Here is a 21144-nt window from a genome sequence, read left to right as displayed (position 1 = left end):
TCCTATGCAGGTAAACTACCGCTCAATACCAACGCAAAAATAAACACGAAAACCGCAAAGCCTTCCACTATGGCAGCCGGGGCTAATGACAAACCAAAAATCTCGGGTTTAATACGGGAAACATTAATAGCCGCCGCACAGCAACGTCCTTGATAAATACCACTGACGAGTAAAGCGGCTCCGCATAACAAACCAATTGCCGCGATCCCCGGGGCGTTGGCTATCGAAAGCTCTCTATTCAGCGAGAACATCACGACAATGCCAAAGATAGACTGCGAAGACGGCATGGCCGAGATACCAATATAGCGCCCGTGTCCTGAATCAGTTTCAACTAAGGCCCCGCAAGCCGCTTGACCCGCCAACGAACACCCTAAAATACTCCCCAACGACCCTAGCGCCATTGGTGCATACAAGCCCGCCCACCCAAGCATTAACATTAGGTTTTCCACGGTACCACCTCCTGTTTTTTAAACGGACGAAAGGCATAGCCCTCGTCCGCTAAACTCCAATTAAAGAATTCGATTAAGTTAAGTCGCAAGCCATGAATAACCCCGCTTACTACCGTTAAGGTAAAATTGAGCAGATGCCCTATCAGCAGTATTAACACATAGAAAAGCACACCTAATTCAGGCATGGCGCCGGCAACTTGGCTCGCCAATTGATTAAACGTTACCGCTAACGAGGCACTAGCAAGCCCCAACGCAAACAAGCGCAAATAACTCAGCACATCACCAAACAACTTACTCAAATTCGATAACCCTAACAGGCCGCTAATCCAACGCTGCTTACCCCAACCGGATTGCGACGATGAACACAGAACTATTAAGACTAAGGCGAGCGCTATAGCACCTTGGTGCCAAGGCGTGATGTGAGTTAGCCATGCGGACAACGAAACGATTAAAACAACAACCCATGCAAACGAGGCAAGCATGTGTAAATGAAAACGTCGCATCCACATTTGTAGCAAATTAGCGATCACCAAATGCACAACCCCAATCACAATGGAAAGCGTCATCATGCTGCTAAAATCATTGATATCTACTACTTTTAACGACGCCAGCCAAGCCGTTGGCGGATCTGCACCAAAGTACCCACCCACGAGCACACCCCACACCAACCCGGCTGTTGCTAACGTCAACACAAGCGCACGGATACGCTTTCCTGATTGAGAGTGCCCAAGTTTGCGCCAATAAAAAGCTAGCCCAAGCGCTATTAAAGCGGCATAGCCTGCATCTGACATAATCACGGCAAAAAAACAGGCGAATGAAAAAAACACCAACCTAGACGGGTCCCAGCCTCGGTAGGAAGGCAGCTTGAAAAAGCCAATTAGGTCTTCTCCAGCCGCAACACAGGCAGGGTTTTTAAGCAATGTGGGCGGGGTTTCATGTTTCTTAGGGCTACGCTGCTGCAGTGCTAATCCATGACGGCGGGCAAACGCTTGCAATGCAGGACAGTCATCTTCGGCAACCCACGCAGAAACAACAAAAAGCGCTTCCGATTGCCACACGCCTTGTTCCGCTAAACGTAATTGATACTGATCATCGACCTTGGCTAATGAGTACTGTAAACAGAAAAGCCAACGGCTTAACGATTCACGCTCTATCATCACCTGCTCTTCATCCCGATGTGTTTGAACTAACTGATCTTCCAAAGTAGATAATGAAATGCTCCCCGTATGCGTTCTCGCTACAGGTAACGCATTGCTTGCAGGCTCTACCTCTGAAATAACGACAACATAAGCATAGCGGTGGTCTTTATGTACTTGCTGCCATACTAAAGACACCGCCGTCATTTCCTTTAAGCGATACAAAGGCACTTGATAAAACCACAAGCGCTGGCCTTCAAGAGCATCCAGGTCGGGTAATTCAAAGTTCCCCCAAGGTCGTAAATCAGCAATGCGTCGTTGCAGAAAAATACGCTGATCGGCTAAGTCTCGGGCTTTTTGTCGATTGACTAACACCTCATTAACTAAGCGCTCGGGATCAAAACTTTGATCAAATAACTCTTGTCGGCGAATACGCTGGCAAGCAGCCAAATAACTTACCGCTTGCTTAGCATCTTCGGGGGTTATCGAGCCAAATGCTGACGTTGCAGTGTCAACAAATGTCTCATTGGGGCCATCAACAGAGGCATCCAAGCCTGCGGGCTCTAGGTGCAACATCCCTAACGCCTGCAAATCGTCCAGAACGCTCAATTTCTGTTGTTGTAAACCAATGAGATTAATGTGGCAGAGGCGCTGAATACTCATAACGATACAAACTGCCGACGCTTTTGCTTTGCGATTTTGGCTCGTACCACAGCAGCCCTTTCATTATCAGCTAACGCAATACGTATGCGGCGAATATTCTTTTGTGCACGCGGAATAAGCACTTTTTCAAATAAATTTAATCGCTGCGTCGCCTTTAAAACAGCCGCATCCAAACGCTGCAAACGCTCCCTGAGCACCTGATAGTCTAACCATAATCGGCATGACTGCTCCAATACCTCAATTAACAAATCACTCCAAATAGGCGTAGCGGGCCGACACATATCGACATGCTCAATGACCACCTTATCCAGCCGCGGCAACACTAACCCGACGATATTATCTTCGCCATAAACCAGCTCAGTGATCTGCACTACCTCACCCAAAGCCAACGTACTTTGATCTAACGCGGGGAAATTCTTAATGACACTCGCTTCTAGCACACTTTGTTCTTGGGCAACCGTCGCCAACGCATTACGCGCTTTTGAACGAGCAGCCATCAGTTGCTTTCGCTTCATGTCTAGCGCAGGAACAACACGCTGATACACCACGAGCTGGCCTACTTCGCGATTTAGCGTGCTTTTATTTAACGAAAGGCGGCTCATGAGTTCTCCACCTCTGCGATAGCTTTCTTGGGTAAATATTTATCAACTAGCGCTTGTTTCATTAACAACTCATCCGGTTGAAAATGCTCTGCCAGCGTCGACCAACTCAAATCAAGCGCGGCCTCCAATGGCATTGACGCGCTAATGTCCATAAAACGTTCGCGAAATTGAGCACCAAAAGCCAACAACCGCTTATCGTACTCGCTCAGATCAAATGACATGGCTTGCTTTTGCGCCGCTTCTTCTGAGGCCGCATAAAAACGAATCATCGTATTCATTATCTGACCATGATCTTCGCGCGTCTCTTTACCTATCACATGCTGTTTAAGACGAGATAAAGAGCCAAATGGATCGATCACACCATCATGTAAATAAAACTGCCCCTCTGTAATATATCCTGTGTTATCCGGCACAGGGTGCGTAACATCACCACCAGGCATGGTGGTCACGGACAATATTGTGACCGAGCCTGCGCCTTGATAATCACAAGCTCGCTCATAACGTTTAGCAAGCTGTGAATACAGATCGCCAATATAACCTCGGTTTGACGGTACATGCTCCAAGGCTATGCCGACCTCTTTTAACGCATCGGCATAGGCTGTCATATCAGTTAATAAAACCAACACCCGCTTGCCTTCCTCTACGGCAAAGCGTTCGGCCACGGCTAGCGCCATATCAGGGATAAGTAATGCTTCGACTACTGGATCCGATCCTTGATGAATGTACATCACGGTTTTGGCGAGCACACCGGCTTCATCAAAGGCTCCGCGAAACGCATAGTAATCATCAAATGTTAGGCCAATCCCACCAAACACAAGAATATCAGCATCCGCATGTGCTCCGATTTGCGCCAGCAAGGTGTTGTATGGCTCCCCCGCAACAGAGAAAATAGGAATTTTCTGGCTCTCAACCAAACAATTGAAGACATCGATCATAGGCACATTCGTACGAATCATTTTGGACGCTAAGACTCGCCTCGCCGGATTCACGGTAGGCCCATCGATTGCTACTTTGGGCTCATCCGCTAACGATGGCCCATGATCAAGCGCCGCTCCAGTACCGGTAAAAATACGACCTAAAATATGAGGGGAAAATACCGCCTCCATAGAGTGCCCAAGGAAGCGAATAGAGGAGTGTGTGGACAAACCTTTTGTTCCAGAAAAAACCTGGAGTGAAATATGAGACTGTTCGAGCAGGATGACTTGCGCTAGAAATGAACCTAGGTGCCCGGAAGATTCACTTTCGATAATGGCTAAATCACCAAAACAAACTCCAGATTGTCCCTGGTCATTGAGTGGTACTTCTAATTTAACGATATCCCCCACAATCTCTAAAATGCGGGAGTAACGAACCAACCACTGAGAACTATTAAGAGACAAAGCCAACCTCCTTGCGGCTCGTCTCCAAAAGCAAGAAAGAGCCTAATTAAAAATCGGCGAGTTTCCACACGTCGTAAGCCACTGTTTCATAAGGGTGCGATGACTTGAGCGTTGCGATTAACGTTGGGACTAACTCGTCCTTGCATACCATCTCGACTTTCCATTCGGGAACTTTCTCAACACAGCCAAATTGACCGATAAATGGCTGACTCCCTTCTGTCGGTCGAAACTGACCTTCACCAAGCACTTGCCAACAGCAATGTTCATAATCCCCAATTTTGCCTGCACCCTGCTCAAACAGAGCCGCTTTTACAGACTCCAAATGAGACTCGGGAACAAAAAAAGCTAACTTATACATACAGTACCGTTTTCCATAAAAATGAATATTGATCTAGCGCAGCGAAGCAGCCGCTAGCGAAAGTACACAGCCATTCTTATTAGACAGGATAGCAAGGTTATCGCTCATCATTAAAATAAAGAAAGAGACAAGCCAGAAAAGTAGCGCGGGTAAAATTCAAAAAAGAGGGGGGGGAAAGATGGCGCAGGGAAAGTGAGCGGTAGTCTCATCCTAACAGGATAAAACTACCACACTAAACAGTTAAAGCTCTTCGATTTGACGACGCATATCAGCCAGCTTACGCTCGACCACTTTTTCTAAATGCGACATTTCTTCTAACAAGCGCTCTTTACGCGACTGTGTGTTACGTTCTTCAGCAACTAACTTATCAAGCTCATCAACCGCATGAAGAAAATAAGGCGACGACTCAGTCGTATCAATGTACGGCACACGCCCTTCGTTAACACGTAACGTTTTATGAGTACGTTTAAACTTAAACTTCTTACTTTTTGTAACCCAGTCGCCCTGATGACGGTGGAAGTAAATCTTTAACACATCAGACTCACCTTCAATACGGGCCGTATATCGTTCGATATCATAAGGATCATCAATGCCCATCTCTTTTAAGATGGGAAACTTTTCAGCAGACACGCTTTACTCTCCAGCATGGTTATTTATTAATCAATTGTGCAAGTATAGACCCTGTCACAGCTTATGTGGTATGGCTGAATGCAGATATGTCGCAAAAACAAAAAAAGCTGCGAAAAGGCAGCTTTTAACAAAATTTTTTCTGGCAATTAGCGTAAATTCAGCACATCTTGCATATCAAACAAGCCTACTTCTTTACCGGCTAACCAACCACAAGCACGCACCGCGCCTTTAGCAAAGGTCATACGACTGCTCGCTTTATGCGTTATCTCAACCCGCTCACCTTCAGTTGCAAATAACACAGTGTGATCACCCACCACATCGCCGGCTCGAACGGTTTCGAAACCAATCTCTTTTTGCGTACGAGGCCCTATTTGTCCTTCGCGGCCATACACGGCGCATTCTTTAAGGTCCCGTCCTAACGCATCAGCGACCACTTCGCCTAAGCGCAACGCCGTTCCCGATGGAGAATCCACTTTATGACGATGATGCGTTTCTATTACTTCAATATCGTAATCATCGCCCAACGTTTTCGCGACAAGCTCTAAAACTTTAAAACACACATTCACACCCACACTCATATTGGGTGCAAACATCACTGCTGTTTTATCTGCACACGCTTTTAAATGCGCTGTTTCCGCGTCGTTTAAACCGGTTGTGCCAATCACAATCTTTTTGCTATGGGCAACGCAAAAATCAAGATTCTGTTGAGTCAGTGCGGGTGTAGTAAAATCAATTAACACATCAAAGTCGTCTTTAGCCGCCTCTAGACTGCCAACTAATGCAACGCCTTGGCGACCGACACCAGCCAATTCCCCTGCATCCGCACCGATTAACGAGCTTTCAGGATGCACAATTGCGGCCCCTAGCGTCACGCCTTCGGCTTGGCATACAGCCTCTATAAGCGTTTTACCCATGCGCCCAGCGGCACCAATAACTGCGACTCTCATGTTTTTAATTCCGTATTATTTAGCAACAACATCATCATTTTTTTCAAGATCAAAGCGCTGGTTCATGTCGAGCGCGGGTTTATCGCATCCCGATGACCCAACCACCCGAGCAGGCACACCAACAACGGTTTTGCACGGTGGTACATCGTCTAAAACCACACTTCCGCCGCCCACTTTTGCCCCTTTGCCTACTTCGATATTACCAAAGATTTTAGCACCCGCTCCAATCAGTACGCCTTCGCGAATCTTAGGATGACGGTCACCCGTTTCATTTCCGGTACCACCTAGAGTCACCGATTGTAAAATCGATACATCATTTTCAATGACACAGGTTTCACCCACAACAATACCGGTAGCATGGTCAAACATGACGCCTGATCCGATAATGGCAGCCGGATGAATATCCACCTGAAACACAGAACTTACGCGACTTTGAATATAAGACGCCATCGAACGCCGGCCCTGACCCCATAGCCAATGCGCCACTCGATGTGACAGCAAAGCATGAAACCCTTTGAGATACAGCAAGACTGTTGAGTACTTATCCACCGCTGGGTCGCGTGTATGGACCGCTATAATATCCAAACAAGCCGCGTTAAGAATGAAAGGATCAGTTGCCATCGCTTGATCAAGCAACTCGCGCAACAATATAGGAGACATCACATCATCAGCTAACTTACTCGCTAAGATAAAAGACAATGCAGACTGCAAATCATTATGGTTAATGATACTGGAATGATAGAAGCTGGCGAGAAAAGGCTCTATTGACACCTCCGCCTGCGCTTCTTTCTGAATGCTCAGCCATAAATCAGCTGGCGCTATGGTCAAGTTGGTCATGCTTATCCACCAGACTAAACGGGCCGCTTAGCGGCCCGTTAGGATCAATCTTCGAAGAACTTCTTCACTGAGTCGAAGAAGGAATGCTTTTTAGGGCTGTGCTTACTGTTACTACTGCCTTCTTCTGTTGCCGCCTGGAACTCTTTGAGCAGTTCCTTCTGACGAGAAGTCAATTTCACAGGGGTTTCAACAGCAACACGCACCATCAAATCACCCGCTCCACCGCCACGCACAGGTGCTACACCTTTTCCACGTAAGCGGAATAGTTTACCTGTTTGTGTTTCAGCTGGCACTTTCAGTTTTACACGACCATCTAATGTCGGTACTTCCAGTTCTCCGCCTAAGGCTGCATCAACAAAGCTGATCGGCACCTCACAATATAAATGACGACCATCACGCTCAAAGATAGGATGCTCAAGTACATTGACCTGAACATACAAGTCTCCCGATGGCCCACCATGAGAGCCGGCTTCACCCTCGCCGGATAAACGAATACGATCGCCCGTATCAACGCCCGCTGGAATCTTAACAGACAGCGTTTTGGTCTTCTTAACGCGTCCCTGGCCATGACATGAGTTACAAGGATCAGAAATGATCTTACCTTCACCACGACATGTAGGGCAGGTCTGCTGAACAGAGAAGAACCCTTGCTGCATACGTACTTGGCCCATACCACCACAGGTGTTACAGGTTTTAGCACTTGAACCAGGCTTAGCACCGCTACCGTCACAGGTCTCACAACCGACAAGCGTAGGCACTTTGATCGTTTTCTCGATACCGCGAACGGCTTCTTCTAGTGATAAGTCCATGGTGTAACGCAGATCAGCACCACGCTGAACTGAGCTACGACGGCCACCGCCGCCTCCGCCACCAAAGATATCGCCAAACACATCACCAAACACATCCGAGAAGCCACCGTCAAAACCGCCGCCCCCGCCGCCCATATTCGGATCGACACCCGCATGGCCATACTGATCGTAAGCCGCTTTTTTCTGGGCATCCGACAATACTTCATAGGCTTCATTAACCTCTTTAAACTTATCTTCAGAGGTTTTGTCATCGGGGTTACGGTCAGGATGGAACTTCATCGCCATGCGACGAAATGCTTTTTTAATTTCCTGATCACTGGCGTTGCGATCAACACCTAAAACGTCGTAATAATCTTTCTTAGACATATCCGGTTCTATTCTACTTCAGCGGTTAGCTCCCGCCGGGAGCCGGACACGACAACGCGGGCCAAAGCCCGCGCTGCCACACATACTACTGATTAGGGCAAGCGCGATGCTTACTTCTTATCATCTTTCACTTCTTCAAACTCGGCATCGACAGCGTCATCAGCCGTGGCTTGCTCTTCACCTTGCGGCTGAGCTTCGCCTTCTTGAGCGGCTTCGGCATACATCTTCTGAGCCAATCCAGACACCGCTTCAGTTAGCGCTTCTGTTTTGCTATCGATGTCTGCTTTATCATCAGCTTTCAATGCTTCTTCCAAGGCAGTGATTGCGGCTTCAATCGCAGCGGTTTCTTCAGCTGTGGCTTTATCGCCAGCTTCTTTCAGCGTTTTCTTCGCTGAATGAACCATTGCATCACCTTGGTTACGCGCTTGAGTCAGCTCTTCGAACTGCTTATCAGCATCCGCGTTAGCTTCTGCATCACGAACCATTTGTTCAATTTCTTCATCGCTCAAGCCTGAAGACGCTTTGATAACGATCGACTGCTCTTTACCTGTCGCTTTATCTTTAGCTGACACGTTCAAGATACCGTTAGCATCCAAGTCAAAAGTTACTTCAACTTGTGGAACACCACGTGGAGCCGGTGGGATATCAGCCAAATCGAAGCGACCCAAAGATTTGTTCTGAGATGCTTGCTTACGCTCACCTTGAACAACATGGATGGTTACCGCGCTTTGATTGTCTTCAGCTGTAGAGAAGATTTGAGACTTCTTCGTTGGAATAGTCGTGTTCTTCTCGATCAACGGAGTTGCCACGCCGCCCATTGTTTCGATACCCAATGTCAACGGTGTAACGTCTAATAAAAGCACGTCTTTAACATCACCCGACAGTACAGCACCTTGGATAGCTGCGCCAATCGCTACGGCTTCATCTGGGTTTACATCTTTACGCGGGTCTTTACCAAAGAACTCAGAAACAACTTTCTGAACCAATGGCATACGAGTCTGACCACCAACCAAGATAACTTCGTCGATATCAGAAGCGCTTAAACCAGCATCTTTCAATGCAGTGCGACAAGGGTTGATTGAGTTAGTAACCAGCTCTTCTACCAAAGACTCTAACTTCGAACGTGAAATCTTAACGTTCAAGTGTTTTGGTCCAGTAGAGTCAGCCGTAATGTAAGGCAAGTTTACGTCGGTCGACTGCGCAGACGACAACTCAACTTTCGCTTTTTCAGCACCTTCTTTCAGACGTTGTAGCGCCAACGGATCGTTGTGCAAATCGATACCGGTTTCTTTCTTAAACTCAGCAGCCAAGTACTCGATCAAACGCATATCGAAGTCTTCACCACCAAGGAAAGTATCACCATTTGTAGCTAATACTTCGAACTGGTGCTCACCATCAACATCTGCGATTTCGATGATAGAAATATCGAATGTACCACCACCCAAGTCGTAAACAGCGATCGTTTTATCGCCTTTAGACTGGTCCATACCGTAAGCTAATGCAGCGGCTGTTGGCTCGTTGATGATACGCTTAACGTCTAGACCAGCGATTTTACCTGCGTCTTTTGTTGCTTGACGCTGAGCATCGTTAAAGTAAGCAGGAACCGTGATAACCGCACCTGTCACTTCTTCGCCAAGGAAATCTTCGGCGGTCTTTTTCATCTTTTTAAGTACTTCAGCTGACACCTGAGGAGGCGCCATTTTCTTGCCGTTTACGTCAACCCATGCGTCGCCGTTATCGGCTTCGATGATTTTGTAAGGCACCATGCTGATGTCTTTTTGTACGACGTCGTCTTTGAAGCGACGACCAATCAAACGCTTGATAGCATATAAAGTATTATGCGGGTTAGTCACCGCCTGACGCTTAGCAGGCTGGCCTACTAATGTTTCACCATCTGTAAAAGCAATAATTGAAGGCGTTGTGCGGTCGCCTTCAGCGTTTTCAATAACGCGTGTTTTTTCACCATCAAGAACCGCTACACAGGAGTTTGTGGTTCCTAAGTCGATACCGATTATTTTACCCATGTTTCTTACTCCGACTATTCAGCACCGCTATTTAGCGTGCGTTCAATCAATTAAATACCGTTGATGTCTATATGGTTGCGCCAAACGTTTTTTCAAGGCAATTTGGCGATTTTTTTAACCCTGAACGACAACAACCATGGCAGGGCGAATCAAACGACCGTGCATTGTGTAACCTTTTTGCATCACCGCCATTACGGTGTTTGCTTCATGGTCAGGCGACGGTACCATCGACATTGCTTGGTGCAATTCAGGATCGAATGGCTGACCTTGCGGATCGACTTGTTCAATATTAAATTTAGCTAAACCACTGACGAACATTTTGTGCGTCATTTCAACGCCTTCACGCAACGCTTTTGTGGCCTCATCATCAACGCTACAAGCGTCCAACGTGCGCTCTAAACTATCGATGATAGGCAGCATTTCGTTAGTGAATTTATCCAAACCAAATTTGTGCGCTTTTTCAACATCTTGCTCTGCACGACGGCGAACATTTTGTAGTTCAGCGGTTGCTCGCAAGGCCTGGTCTTTCAGTGTTGCGACTTCATCTTGCGCAGCGGCAAGTGCCTGCTGTAGCGCCTCAACATCAGCAACCACTTCGTTGGCCGCATCGTCAGCCGCTTGTTCTGCTACGTCAGCAGCGTCCGTTTCCTGAGTGTTTGTTTCTTCAGGGGTCGGCTCATTCGGTTTTGTCTGTTCTTCAGCCATTGGGGTCTCCGATTTAACGCAATCAAACTCAACATTAACTGCTGCGTTTTATGGGGACATAGCAACGGGTTTCAACCCTTGGGCAGATAATTTTTTACTAAACGTCTACCGTTAGTCACTTTTTTATTGATCAACAATTGCGCAACGCTTAAAAATGCCTTATACATAAACACTGTATAAATAACCATGTATGAGTTTAGCGATGCTAGCACAACTATCGATTCGAAATTTTGCAATTGTTGAAGCTCTTGATCTGGATTTAAAGGCAGGCATGACCGTCGTCAGCGGCGAAACAGGAGCTGGCAAATCGATTATGCTTGATGCCCTTGGCCTTACGATGGGCGACCGAGCCGAAGCCGGAAGCGTTCGCTTAGGTGCCGAACGTGCTGAAATCATAGCCAGCTTTGATATCAGCCAGCTAACCGAAGCCCGTGAGTGGCTAGCCAGCCAAGATCTGGACTCTGATAATGAATGCATTATTCGTCGTGTTATCACCAAGGAAGGACGCTCGCGCAGTTATATTAACGGACAAGCGTGCCCATTGAATGCACTAAAACAGCTGGGTGAACACCTCATTGCGATACATGGCCAGCACGAACACCAACGCCTGCTTAAAAAAGAGCACCACCGAGAATTACTCGATCAGTTTTCACAAAGCACGGCCCAAGCCAAAAAAGTCGCCCAACTGTTTAACGAGTGGAACGCTCAAAAAAAGCAATTGAATACGTTGCTTAACCAAAGCGCAGAGCATCACGCCAAAGTACAGCTGCTTAGTTATCAAGTTGAAGAGCTTGATCAAATCAATTTACAAACCGACGAGCTGGCCGAGTTAGAGTTAGAGCAAAAAGAACTCAGCCAAGCAGGCGAAATTCTACATAACGGGCACCACTCGCTCAATTTAATGACCGATGGCGATGGTGACAATTGTGAGCAACTGCTCAATCAAGCATTGCACTCACTCGCCAACCTAAATAATGGGGCACCAGCAATCAACCAAACCATTGAGCTACTTCAAAGCGCTCAAATTCAAATCCAAGAAGCTGGCAACGAACTCCGACACTACTTAGACCGGGTAGAAATGAACCCGTCGCGCTTGCAAGCGGTTGAAGATCGCCTCTCCGTCCTGTTTGAGTTAGCGCGTAAACATCGCATTACACCAGAAGAGATCCCCGTATTTCATCAAGCATTGCAAACCGAGCTTGATGAACTCAATCATTCAGATGAAGCACTAGAAGCCTTATCGCAACACGTTGAACAGTTGCAGCAAGATTACACACAAGCGGCCGCCAAACTCACGTTACTGCGCCAAAAAGCCGCCAAAAAACTCAATAAGCTGGTAGATGAGCAATTACACCTACTTGGCATGAGCTCTGCGGCATTTATAGCCACACTGCACCCTGTGGACAAACCGCAAGCCACTGGCGCTGAGGATGTTGAATTTCTTATTACGACGAATAAAGGACAACCCCCTCGCCCGCTGGCCAAAATAGCATCAGGTGGTGAGCTGTCACGTATCAGCCTAGCTATACAAGTAATTACAGCCCAGTGTTCAACCACACCCACGCTCATTTTTGATGAGGTAGATGTCGGTATCGGTGGAGCCATCGCCGAAGTCGTTGGCCGCTTATTGCGCCAACTGGGTCAACAGGCCCAAATACTTTGCGTCACGCACCAACCGCAGGTTGCCTCACAAGGACACCAGCATTTGTTTGTCAGCAAACGATCTGACCGTGCATCCACTCATACACGTATCAATGAGCTGGCTAAAGATGAGCGTGTTCAAGAAGTGGCGAGGATGCTGGGCGGCATTGATGTAACACAGCGCTCAATCGATCATGCGCGCGAAATGTTAGGCACCGTCCATTAAGACTGAGGCACGTCACTTTACTAGGACACAAAAAAACCGATTAGGCCGCTATGGCCTAATCGGTTTCTTAGTATACTGAAGGGCTCTAGCCTACACAGAGCCTGACACAGTCACGTAATTTATACTCTAGCTTTCTACACAACCGTCTGCGCACACACCATAGAGGTACAATGTACGATCAGTGATGTTAAAGCCAAGCTCTTTTGCAATTTCATTCTGACGCTCGATCAGAACTGGGTCTGTAAACTCACGTACATGGCCGCACTTAACGCATACGATATGATCGTGCTCTTCTTCTCGCGCAAGTTCAAAAACAGAATGACCACCTTCAAAGTGATGACGAGATACTAACCCGGCCGCTTCAAATTGAGTCAGCACACGATAAACAGTTGCCAAACCAACATCTTCGCCCATACCCATCAGAAGCTTGTAGATATCCTCTGCACTGAAGTGATCGCCTTCTCCCGCCTTCTCAAGGATCTGATAGATCTTAACGCGAGGCAGGGTAACCTTCAGGCCGGCTTTTCTTAACTCTTGATTTTCGAGAGACATTTTCTTTACTCTATTGATTCAGTCTACTGGATGTTAGACTCTATTATCTTTATTTACACGTCAAAGTGGAAGTCATTTACCCATGCGAAAGGTTTTAATCAGCGTAGCTTTAGTCACCTTACTCACCGCTTGCTCAGAATTCCCCGGTGTATACAAAATCGATATTCCTCAAGGTAACGTCGTTACGCAAGAGCAACTCAACCAACTTGAAAAAGGTATGACACCTAACCAAGTACAATACATTTTAGGCACACCACTTGTCACGGATACCTTTAGCAACAATCGTTGGGACTATATTAGCAGTCTAAGCGTCGCTGGCGGTGACCGCGTCCAAACCCATATTACTGTTTTCTTTGAAGAAGGTAAGCTAGATCATTTAGAAGGCCTACCGACCGAAACAGTACAACCTGCTGTAGCTCCCGCCGAATAACAAGGTTGATAACATACTTCTTATGCGAAAAGGGCTGATTTTTTCAGCCCTTTTATATTTTAGCAGTCATTTACACCTTAGGCATAACGCCTGCACAATTATGTACCTGAAGCTTCTGCCTCTTTTTGCGCTTTCATCTTCGCTGCACGTTTAGCGCGGGCTTCTTTTGGATCAGCAATTAACGGACGATAAATCTCAACACGCTGCCCCTCTTTAAGCACCGTCGTTTTTGGATCTCTTATCGCCTTACCGTAAATCCCCATGGGGTCTGATTCGCAATTAATCTGGGGAAATATTTTTTCAATCCCCGACAATTTTACAGCGTCATACACGGTCGTACCCGGCTCAACCTGCAAGGCCACAATACGCTGCTGGGTTGGCAACGCATAGGTTACTTCCACGTTTATTAAATCTGCATCATCACTCATGTTCTTCACCCAATATACGGCCTAGCCATGAATTGCATCAGCCCGCTGCACAAATGCATCGACCATCGTTGCAGCAACCTGATTAAACACTTTACTCATCGCCAAAGCGGTGAGCTTTCCTGCAAATTCAAAATTAAGATCTAAATTTACTTTGCAGGCTTCATCGCTTAACTTTTGGAACGTCCACACACCCGACAACGTCGAAAAAGGCCCTTTCACTAAGGTGATTTCCATTTTTTCCGGACGCTCTAAGTGGTTAAACGTCGTAAAACTATACTTGAGGCCAGCCTTAGCTAAGTGCAAGGTCGCCTCTATCGACTTATCATCTTCATGATGAACCTCAGTACTAGCGCACCATGGCAAAAACTCAGGGTAGGCATTTACATCGTTCACAATGTTAAACATCTGCTCTTGTGTGTGCATCACCAATGCACTGCGCTTAATATGGGTCATTTTCACCTTCTACTCTATACAGCGAGCTTATTGTACAAATTTAGCGCGAAAATTGCTGCAACGGCTGTTGGCGCGATAAATCGAATAGCCAAGTACCACGCGTTAAACCAAAAAGGATTGCGTATAGCCAATTCGTTTTCCAAAGCCGGACGTTTCATCCACCAGCCTACGTAAATAGAAACTAGCAAACCACCTAAAGGCAGCATGATATTAGCGGTTGCAAAGTCCAACAGATCAAACACACCCATGCCTAACAATGTGTAGTCAGATAAAACATTAAATGAGCCGATACTCAAAAGCCCCAAACCCCAGCCCAACAAGCCTAATCCGGTACAGGCAATTAAGCGATGAACCTTAAAGCGTTCGACAACCCAAGCGATCGAAGGCTCCATTAACGAAATAGCAGAGGTCCAAGCCGCCACTCCCACAAGCACGAAAAACAGAAACCCGAATACTTGGCCGCCAGCCATCTGCCCAAAAGCAACAGGCAACGTAATAAACATTAAGCCTGGGCCTGCTTCGGCACTCAATTGGTTAGCAAACACAATAGGGAAAATAGCCATACCTGCGACTAACGCTACCAGGGTATCTAACACGGCGATAATTAAAACCGTCCCCCCAATAGAGGCCTTTTTAGGCATATAGGCACCGTATGCGATCATTGCACCGATACCCAGCGACAATGTAAAGAAGGAGTGCCCCAGCGCGGTTAACACGGCTTCCCAGCTCAGTTCATCAGGGGAAAAGTGGAACAAGAAGGTCACACCTTCCATAAAATGCCCTGTGGTAAAAGAGTAGCCTAGCAACAATAGCAGTAACAAAAACAACGCCGGCATCAAAATGCGCGAAGCACGCTCTAACCCTTTATTAACTCCACCCACTAGTACGGCCATCACCAACACGACAAAAACCGAGTGCCAAATAAGCATGGTTTCAGGGTCGGCTAACAGGTTCTCAAATGTTGCTCCCACTTGCGCTTTGCCGGCATCAACAAAATCGCCATTTGCCATCGCCGCTATGTAATACAGCACCCAACCAGCAACCACAGAGTAAAAAGAGAAAATCATGAAACCTGCCAGCGCCCCGAGCCAACCAACAAGCCCCCAGCGACGCGAGAGGCCGGACTCTTTAGCGGTTTCGATCATCGAGTTGATAGGGCTCATGCGCCCACGACGCCCCACCAGCACCTCGGAGATCATGATAGGAACCCCTACCAATAAAATGCACAGCAAATAGACCAGCACAAACGCGCCACCGCCATTTTCACCTGTGATGTAGGGAAACTTCCAAATATTACCCAAGCCAACAGCCGAGCCGGTAGCCGCCAAAATGAATACCCAGCGGTTAGTCCATGAACCGTGAATTGACAGTTTTTCCTGCATAATGCTCTCTTAATACTTAACCAATAACGCCTAGAAGCGGGCATTGTTAACGTAAATAGCGATAAACACAACTTTCACCGCCTATCATATATACCGTTCAATGACTCATCCTCCCACCGGACACTGCTGTTTACTACCATCCGACAAAGACAACCAGTCACATAACGATAAACAAAATGCCATCATATTGCTTTCGCATCCCTGAACGCATCGCTATAATCAGCGGCTATGGCTAAACAGAAGAAATCAAAAAACACGGGCAACACTATCTGTCTTAACAAGCGCGCTCGGTATGAATATCATATCGAAGAAAAGCTTGAGGCCGGACTGTGCCTGACCGGTTGGGAAGTAAAAAGCCTTCGCGAAGGCCGCGGACAACTTGTCGATTCATACGTCATTTTCAAAGACGATGAAGCATGGCTAGTTGGCGCCCACATAACTCCACTTATCCAAGCCTCGACTCACTACGTGACAGAACCGCGTCGTGATAGGAAGCTATTACTCCACCATCGCCAAATCAGCCATTTTATAGAAGCAACAGAAGCAAAGGGTTACACCTCTGTCGCCTTGTCTCTATATTGGAAAGACGGCAAAGTTAAGTGCGAAATAGCCTTAGTAAAAGGTAAAAAATTGCACGACAAACGAGAGACCGAAAAGAACCGTGATTGGGACCGCCAAAAACAACGCATCATGTCGAATGCGAACTAAAACGGCTGAACCTCTTTCCATTTGTTAGGTCTTACTCCATAATGCTCCACCTCCTGGGGGTGACTTGGATTCGACGCCGGTTACAAAACCTTAGGTGCATGTCGTGAGTGTAGTGAATCACGTAAATCCATTACTACACAGTTATAGTTGCTAACGACGATAACTACGCTCTAGCAGCCTAAGGGCCGCTAGCGCCGCACTCAGAGGTGTCTGTAACTCAGAGGTTCGCGGTGTCATTTGAGACAGAACCGCCCGGATGCTTCGCCTTAAGCTGAACGGTTAAAACTAAAAAGGCTCGCCCTAAACACCCTGACTCTCGGGTCGTGCTGGGTTAACTCAATAGAGAAGTCTAAACATGTAGATCTTAGGGCAGCGGATTGGCGGACGCGGGTTCGAAACCCGCCACCTCCACCAAATTCAGGAACGATTCAAACCGTTCCAGACCAACGCAGGCTAGCAATCACGCGGCCTGCAGCGGTTCCCTAAACCTTTCCCACTTAGTCCACACTGATCAACATCGGCCTACAGCTCGTCTCAATTTCGTCACAAATTCGGCACCGAATGATGTCGATACGCTTTGTGATGCACTCAAGCCTATTGGTACTCGCCAGTGCCATGACTTTCGCAAACGCATATTTACCACTCATCAAAGCCTTGCTGATGACCTTGTACGAAGCTATTTAGAAACCGCCCAAGAAAAAAGCTACGTCGATGCCAGCACAGCACGATTAGAGACTATTACAGCTCGATGTACTTCTACCTGATTCCAAACTTCGGAAAACTGACTCTTGAAGAGCTCAAGATAGCTAATGTTTACCAATGGCTAGAAACCGTCAATATAAGTAACAAACGTATCAATAATGTATTGGTGCCTTTGCGCCAAGCCTTTCAAGAAGCCTTCTATGATGAATTGATCGACTCAAAACCAATGGATCGTTTCCGAAATCGCTCAACAGAAACAAGGGAGCCTCAACCGTTTAACCATGATGAAATCGAGCGCATTCTTGCCCAACTTGAAGGACAAGAAAAAAACCTCATCCAATTCGCGTTTTGGTCAGGCTTACGTACATCGGAACTCATCGCCTTACGCTGGGAAGATATCGACCTACCCAACAACCGCTTTTATGTTCGAACGGCCATTGTAAGACAGCGAGAAAAGACCACTAAAACCACATCTGGTATTAGAACGGTAGAGCTACAACCAGAAGCTAGAAAAGCAATTGAAGCTCAAGCAGCCTTTACTAAAAACGAACATCGAGTATTTCACGACCCAACGACTGAGAAGCCTTGGAAGGGTGACCACATCATCAGAAAAAGACTATGGATACCTGCACTTAATAACGGGGGTGTAGACTATCGAAACCCATACCAGACTAGGCACACCTTTGCTTCGATGTTACTCTCAGATAATAAGAACCCCCTTTGGGTAGCTCAACAAATGGGACACAAAGACTGGGGGATGATAAGGAAAATCTATGGAAGATGGATAAATGGAAACTAGAATCGGTTTTTCTAATACTACTCTTACAGAAACCTTGTTGTTCAAATTGTTTTTTTGGTCTCCAGTAGTAATAAGCATACTCATAGCCATAGCCATATACTTTTTTAATAAAGAACAAATTACATTATCACTTAATATTTCCGCTTTAGATAACCTATACAGCCATTTCAAACTTCCTCTTCTAATATTAGGCTCGTCTATTCCGCTGACTGCTTTGGCTGCTTCTGTTCATCGTTCTGAACAGACTCAAGCCCAATTAACACAACAGATGCTGCAAAACCAATTTTCCAACCACTTCAAACATATAGAAGAGTTCAAAAAACAATACAACGAAAAAGATATCCAACTTATAAAGACTTTATGGGGTAGTGTAGAGGCTATGCATGGTGCTTTTTACCCAAACACACATATAGGGATTTACAAGAGCACAGTAAACATTACAAAAATTGAAAACACCCTATCCGATTTCATAGAAACTTATGTGAACCGCTATAACGACTTCATTGTCGCCAACACCTTAAAATTTGAAAAGCTTATTACTGATGAGTTGAAAATCAAGAATAAACCGGAAAATGAACTGGTTTTGTTTTCGCCTGATTTATATTTCATAGTAAATAATGCGCAAAGTTTTTCTGGAAACTATAAATCAAAAACTATAGAGCAAGCACTTTTAAGCCACTCACTAACACAAGCAGGAAGCATGGGTATTTTTTTCAAAAGTGCTTATAAAATCATGAAAGAACATGATCCTGATTTAAAGACATTTAAGGCTGAGTGGGATAGAGGCTCACAGGAGTGTTTAGGTCTATCATATCTTTATAATTTCCATATAATAAAATCTAGTGGCTTATTAAATTTGCAGGATTCAAGAGAAAGGAACTCCGTAGTAACTTGTTTACAGAATGCGAAAAATGTTCAATATATATGTCACAAAAATGGCTCAACAATCTTTAAAGCTATATAAATAAAGAAATTATGAAAGATTCGAAACCCTCCACCAAACACCTTGAAAGCCTCGCAACTGCGGGGCTTTCGTTTATTTAGCGTATGGCTTTTAACCTAAAGATAGCTCGCCACTAAGGTGTCCAGCTGTTGCATCAGTTGCGCTACCTTTTGGCTGTTGAGCGCGTCGGGGTGAGGGTCTGAAAAATCAGGAATGTCGTTATCGAAATACAAGCCCGATGCATCGGCAAATTCATCAGAAAGCGCGGCTTTGACCAAAATATCAGCTCCTCGTGTTAAGTCGCTTCCAGAGATACCATAAGCCTCTTTCACCATTTTGCTCCCTAAAAGGGAAGCGGGGTTAACGGCAACGACTACAGGGCCTTGCTTCCCTATTTGTTCAGCGAGGCCGCGCGACCACATCGTGAGCGCAAGCTTACTTTTGGCATACACATGCCCGCTGGGTAGAGAGCTTGGCTGTCGTAACTCAGTAGGGTTTAAATCGGCTTGGGCTGCCGATGATAAGTTAACAACCCTAGCATCAGGTTTGAGTTGCGCCAGTAGTCGTCGTGTTAAGAGGTAAGGCGCTAGGGTGTTAACGGTAAAGCGAGTATCTAGACCTTCCTGTGTGGTGGTGTCTGCAATCGTGTGTACTCCTGCATTATTAATGAGAACATCCAAGGTTGGATAATGCTCACTCACCGTCTTAGCTAGGGAGGCTACTTGTTGCAAGCTCGATAGATCTCCTACAAAAGCTGCCAGTTTAGCGGTGGGCGTTTCTTGCAGTATGGCAGTCTGCGCAGCCTGCAATTTTGATTCATTTCGGCCATGCAGAAGGACGGTGTGCCCCAATTTAACTAGCGCGTGGGCTGTGACTAACCCGATACCGTCTGTCGACCCTGTAATCAGAATCGTTTTTTTCATCCCTTTATCCCCTTGGTCTGCGATCTGCATACCTTTATACCGTGCTTAGGCGTCAGAAATAACAGCGTTAAATAAAGAAAGAGTTTTGTGTATTTATTGATTATGAGAAATACGGCGATTCTGTAAAGTAATCCGAGAAATAATCAATAAACGCCCTAACCTTAGGTGCTACAAGCCGAGAACTTGGATACATCGCCCAGAGAGCAGTACTGCTAATGAGTGGATAATCTTTTAGTACGTGAACCAACTCCCCCCTTTGAATGTTGTCATAACAGCACCACGTTGAACTAACAGTGAGACCTAAGCCGCTAATGCAGGCATCGCGCGCGGCTTCTCCATTATCTGTGCGTAATTTGTTGTTTGTTTTAATGCTTTGCTTGCCGTCCGGCGTTTGAAATACCCATGTTTCTAAGCCCATTAAGTTGACACATTGGTGATTAACAAGCTCAGCGGGAGTGGCGGGTTCGCCATGCTGATCAATGTATGCTGGGGCAGCGCAAACCAGCCGCTTTACGGGCGCTAGTTTTCGGGCAATCATGCTGGAGTCATGTAGGAGCGCATCCCGTATTGCAATATCAAAACCACCTTCTACCATATCGACAACACTGTCACTAAGATACAAATCGACAGACAAGTCAGGATAACAGGCTAAAAAAGGTTCGAGCGCGGGCAGTAAATGCATCCGCCCTAAGGACGCTGGCGCCGCAATGCGTAATCGCCCCTGTGGCTTTGCGTTACCAGCACCAATTGAAGCTCGCGCCGCCTCAGTGGACTCAAGCACTGCCAGTGCATGCGGTAAAAACGCCTCGCCCTCTTCCGATAATGAGACTCGACGGGTAGTGCGATGGATAAGCCGAACTTCCAAGTCCGCTTCTAATTTATTCATGTGCGCACTGGCCACAGCAGGCGATAAGCCCAGCTCTTTCCCAGCTAAACTGATGTTGTGAAGTGCCGCAACACGAACAAAAAGTGCTAGATGATCAATATTCATACGCACCATTATCAATAAAAACTAAAAAGTGATTAGCTTATTTAACATATTATCAACGTTC

General features: G+C 46.4%; 22 protein-coding genes and 1 other RNA gene. 6 read left to right on the top strand and 17 right to left on the bottom strand.

The window, feature by feature from the left end; all coding sequences use genetic code 11:
• Positions 1-2: 2 nt before the first annotated feature.
• From BS617_RS00185 to grpE, 11 genes are all read right to left on the bottom strand, one after another.
• Positions 3-449 (bottom strand): ATP synthase subunit C, encoded by a 447-nt coding sequence (locus BS617_RS00185; protein WP_139303123.1) that lies wholly within the window; start codon positions 447-449, stop codon positions 3-5.
• Positions 437-2248, bottom strand: a complete 1812-nt coding sequence (locus tag BS617_RS00180; protein WP_075170925.1) for a V-type ATP synthase subunit I — start codon at positions 2246-2248, stop codon at positions 437-439. Before BS617_RS00180 ends, BS617_RS00185 begins: the two co-directional genes overlap by 13 nt.
• Positions 2245-2850: a V-type ATP synthase subunit D gene (locus BS617_RS00175; protein ID WP_075170924.1), complete on the bottom strand. Its 606-nt coding sequence runs from the start codon at positions 2848-2850 to the stop codon at positions 2245-2247. The genes BS617_RS00180 and BS617_RS00175 overlap by 4 nt, the downstream gene beginning before the upstream one ends.
• The gene (locus tag BS617_RS00170; RefSeq protein ID WP_075170923.1) at positions 2847-4229 is read right to left on the bottom strand and encodes a V-type ATP synthase subunit B; all 1383 of its coding nucleotides are present in this window, start codon (positions 4227-4229) and stop codon (positions 2847-2849) included. Before BS617_RS00170 ends, BS617_RS00175 begins: the two co-directional genes overlap by 4 nt.
• Before the next feature lie 46 nt (positions 4230-4275).
• Entirely contained in the window at positions 4276-4587 is a 312-nt protein-coding gene (locus tag BS617_RS00165; protein ID WP_075170922.1) for a YqfO family protein, read from the bottom strand.
• Between the two features lie 240 nt (positions 4588-4827).
• Positions 4828-5217 carry a DUF3461 family protein gene (locus BS617_RS00160; RefSeq protein WP_075170921.1) on the bottom strand — a complete coding sequence of 130 codons (390 nt, stop codon included), beginning with the start codon at positions 5215-5217 and terminating at the stop codon, positions 4828-4830.
• A gap of 146 nt (positions 5218-5363) precedes the next feature.
• The gene (gene dapB, locus BS617_RS00155; protein ID WP_075170920.1) at positions 5364-6164 is read right to left on the bottom strand and encodes a 4-hydroxy-tetrahydrodipicolinate reductase; all 801 of its coding nucleotides are present in this window, start codon (positions 6162-6164) and stop codon (positions 5364-5366) included.
• A 15-nt stretch (positions 6165-6179) separates the two neighbouring features.
• Positions 6180-7001 carry a serine O-acetyltransferase gene (gene cysE / locus BS617_RS00150; RefSeq protein ID WP_075170919.1) on the bottom strand — a complete coding sequence of 274 codons (822 nt, stop codon included), beginning with the start codon at positions 6999-7001 and terminating at the stop codon, positions 6180-6182.
• Between the two features lie 44 nt (positions 7002-7045).
• On the bottom strand, positions 7046-8176 hold the full coding sequence (gene dnaJ / locus BS617_RS00145; RefSeq protein WP_075170918.1) for a molecular chaperone DnaJ: 1131 nt from the start codon (positions 8174-8176) through the stop codon (positions 7046-7048).
• Positions 8177-8286: 110 nt separating this feature from the next.
• Positions 8287-10200, bottom strand: a complete 1914-nt coding sequence (gene dnaK / locus BS617_RS00140) for a molecular chaperone DnaK (RefSeq protein ID WP_075170917.1) — start codon at positions 10198-10200, stop codon at positions 8287-8289.
• Between the two features lie 114 nt (positions 10201-10314).
• Complete coding sequence (grpE, locus tag BS617_RS00135) at positions 10315-10905, bottom strand: nucleotide exchange factor GrpE (RefSeq protein WP_075170916.1); 591 nt, start codon at positions 10903-10905, stop codon at positions 10315-10317.
• Positions 10906-11107: 202 nt separating this feature from the next.
• Here grpE and recN point away from each other — a divergent pair, with 202 nt between their 5' ends.
• Positions 11108-12772, top strand: a complete 1665-nt coding sequence (gene recN, locus BS617_RS00130; protein WP_075170915.1) for a DNA repair protein RecN — start codon at positions 11108-11110, stop codon at positions 12770-12772.
• Between the two features lie 126 nt (positions 12773-12898).
• On the opposite strand, the gene fur is transcribed toward recN, so the two are convergent.
• On the bottom strand, positions 12899-13324 hold the full coding sequence (gene fur, locus BS617_RS00125) for a ferric iron uptake transcriptional regulator (RefSeq protein WP_075170914.1): 426 nt from the start codon (positions 13322-13324) through the stop codon (positions 12899-12901).
• A gap of 82 nt (positions 13325-13406) precedes the next feature.
• Here fur and BS617_RS00120 point away from each other — a divergent pair, with 82 nt between their 5' ends.
• Positions 13407-13754, top strand: coding sequence for an outer membrane protein assembly factor BamE (locus BS617_RS00120; RefSeq protein WP_075170913.1), 348 nt, complete (start codon positions 13407-13409; stop codon positions 13752-13754).
• Between the two features lie 98 nt (positions 13755-13852).
• Here BS617_RS00120 and BS617_RS00115 read toward each other — a convergent pair whose 3' ends face one another.
• The 3 genes from BS617_RS00115 to BS617_RS00105 are packed head-to-tail and all read right to left on the bottom strand — an operon-like array spanning position 13853 to position 16017.
• Positions 13853-14182, bottom strand: a complete 330-nt coding sequence (locus BS617_RS00115; RefSeq protein ID WP_075170912.1) for an RnfH family protein — start codon at positions 14180-14182, stop codon at positions 13853-13855.
• A gap of 21 nt (positions 14183-14203) precedes the next feature.
• Positions 14204-14635 (bottom strand): type II toxin-antitoxin system RatA family toxin, encoded by a 432-nt coding sequence (locus BS617_RS00110; RefSeq protein ID WP_075170911.1) that lies wholly within the window; start codon positions 14633-14635, stop codon positions 14204-14206.
• A 14-nt stretch (positions 14636-14649) separates the two neighbouring features.
• A complete protein-coding gene (locus BS617_RS00105; protein ID WP_075170910.1) occupies positions 14650-16017 on the bottom strand; it encodes a sodium-dependent transporter in 1368 nt (455 codons plus the stop codon).
• Positions 16018-16245: 228 nt separating this feature from the next.
• Between BS617_RS00105 and smpB the strand changes: the two genes are divergently transcribed.
• The 4 genes from smpB to BS617_RS00085 all read left to right on the top strand — a co-directional run bounded on the left by smpB (position 16246) and on the right by BS617_RS00085 (position 19190).
• Positions 16246-16725 (top strand): SsrA-binding protein SmpB, encoded by a 480-nt coding sequence (gene smpB / locus BS617_RS00100; protein ID WP_075170909.1) that lies wholly within the window; start codon positions 16246-16248, stop codon positions 16723-16725.
• 55 nt (positions 16726-16780) lie between these two features.
• Positions 16781-17139: a transfer-messenger RNA gene (gene ssrA / locus BS617_RS00095) on the top strand.
• A gap of 334 nt (positions 17140-17473) precedes the next feature.
• Positions 17474-18226 (top strand): site-specific integrase, encoded by a 753-nt coding sequence (locus BS617_RS00090; protein ID WP_075170908.1) that lies wholly within the window; start codon positions 17474-17476, stop codon positions 18224-18226.
• Positions 18216-19190, top strand: a complete 975-nt coding sequence (locus BS617_RS00085) for a hypothetical protein (RefSeq protein ID WP_075170907.1) — start codon at positions 18216-18218, stop codon at positions 19188-19190. The genes BS617_RS00090 and BS617_RS00085 overlap by 11 nt, the downstream gene beginning before the upstream one ends.
• 95 nt (positions 19191-19285) lie before the next feature.
• Here BS617_RS00085 and BS617_RS00080 read toward each other — a convergent pair whose 3' ends face one another.
• The gene (locus BS617_RS00080; protein WP_249263555.1) at positions 19286-20122 is read right to left on the bottom strand and encodes an SDR family NAD(P)-dependent oxidoreductase; all 837 of its coding nucleotides are present in this window, start codon (positions 20120-20122) and stop codon (positions 19286-19288) included.
• Between the two features lie 70 nt (positions 20123-20192).
• Complete coding sequence (locus BS617_RS00075; RefSeq protein WP_075170906.1) at positions 20193-21083, bottom strand: LysR family transcriptional regulator; 891 nt, start codon at positions 21081-21083, stop codon at positions 20193-20195.
• Between the last annotated feature and the right edge of the window lie 61 nt (positions 21084-21144).

The sequence above is a fragment of the Neptunomonas phycophila genome (genome assembly GCF_001922575.1).
GTDB classification, from domain to species: Bacteria; Pseudomonadota; Gammaproteobacteria; order Pseudomonadales; family Balneatricaceae; genus Neptunomonas; species Neptunomonas phycophila.
Note: the sequence above shows the minus strand (reverse complement) of the source record. Positions and strands in the feature narration are given on the sequence as shown.